Below are 1,769 nucleotides of genomic sequence, written 5' to 3' on the forward strand. Positions count from 1 at the left end.
ATCCAACGCCGATCGTATAGTGACTGAAGAACTGTTTGAATGAAGAATCAAGAAACACTTCATAGTTATCTTCTTTGGAGATCATATTATTTTCAAGCGCCAGCTTCTCTGCATAGCTCAGGACTTCAAACACACCGCCACGTGCTTTAATAGACCCCGATATAGGAAGATCATGGTCACATTTTAAATAAAACTCTCCTTCAAATGGTTGATTATAATAGGTACTCAGGGCTTTCTTCATTTCTTTTAATGATCTTACAGGCGACTCAATCGCCCCATCTTTCGTTCCTGCAAAAGCCTTCTTTAGAAAAGGGGCAAACCGTTTCCACAGTTGTTCCGCTTCATAGATATCATCTTTGGTTACCGCAAACTCAGGTACCTTATCCATCTCTCTGGCAGACGTATTGATCCAAAACACGGGCTCACATCTCATAACTTTATCTAATAAGGGAAGACTCTCACCCCATTCGGATACCGTTTTCCCTGCTATCTTTTCCATTGAAGCACCTCCATGACAGAAATCATTCTATCCTGATTTTTCCCTGAATTCGAATAATTAATCGGAGCGCCGGGCACGACTCGCTTTGCCTTCCCGCATGTACATGCAGGGAAGGAGAATCCTATCGTTCACCTAGAAGAAACTCCAGCTTTCGGGCTGCTTAGGGTTTTGAAATAGCGCAATAGCCTGATCAAGATACTCTCCTGGTTCTGCTTCTGCATAACCTCCCAGCAAAAGATTGTCCAAGGTTACACATCCCATCATAAGCGATGAAAATTCAGCTATTCCTATGTGGATCTCTACGTCAGGCAGCTGATTCGTTGCTCTCGGAACCCCCTCCGTAAACTCCCATACATAAGAATGCTGTTCGTCCATAAAGCTGTCGGATATTTTCCATCCGATCCGAATGGATTCCTGTCCAAACGAGTGATGGTTAAGATTTTCCAAGAAAAGAGGAACATCCACAATCCGGAACATCAGCCCTTGCCCCTGCTCACTTATTTTATGATAGATCCGGAAAATAAGTTCGTCATCCGTATGACAAGGATTTTCCAGCAAATAAGAAAATTGCTGATTGAAGGTGGGGAAATAAACGGAGCGCACCTGATCCTTCTGATTGTGCAAAAATTGAAGCAGCGATTGATAGGCTTCGGTTGTACATGCAATAAATTCAACAATATGTAAATCATTCATCAGCATGTGATCGCCTTGAGACTGCTTGAACTGGAAAACCATGTACCCATCGATTCTCCCTTCTTTTTTCAAACCAACCACATGATAATCATCTGCTTCTAATGATCTGAACTCGTACAACGACTTTTCACACGACCCATGTGTTTGGTCCGCCCACCGGTGATAGCACGCTGCCATCTCATACTTATCAGCCGGATCAAGCACAGTAAGGGATGAACTTTTAGAAAAAACAGGAAGCTGTGACGGATGGAAGTGAAATGTATGTAAAAATGGGCCCAGTCCAAAACCCATCTTTCTATAAAAGGAAGGCTGGAAAGGATAGAGCTGCACGAGTGCTATACTCTGGTTACGGGCACCTTTAATAAATGCTTGAATAATTTGCCTGGCGAACCCCTGCTTCTTATAAGGCAGGTCCACAGCTACCATACCAATGCCGCGGGCGTCAATTTTCCGGGAGTAGAGGTTCAACGTGTGATTATATTCGACATACCCTCCGACTAAGCGGCTATTTTGATAAAGAGCAAAATGCTGGACATTGGCTTCTTTGTCCAACTTCTTCTGGCGCTTGCTATGATTT

General features: G+C 43.5%; 1 protein-coding gene and 1 pseudogene. Both read right to left on the reverse strand.

Annotated features, from left to right (window positions below; translation table 11 throughout):
• A pseudogene (locus tag WAM07_RS07075) lies at positions 1-499 on the reverse strand (D-serine ammonia-lyase); the annotation flags it as partial.
• Positions 500-631: 132 nt separating this feature from the next.
• A partial coding sequence (locus tag WAM07_RS07080) for a GNAT family N-acetyltransferase (protein WP_422165826.1) occupies positions 632-1,769 on the reverse strand: 1,138 nt, incomplete at its 5' end.

This window comes from Halobacillus sp. (assembly GCF_049282395.1).
In the GTDB taxonomy this organism is placed as follows: domain Bacteria; phylum Bacillota; class Bacilli; order Bacillales; family Halobacillaceae; genus Halobacillus.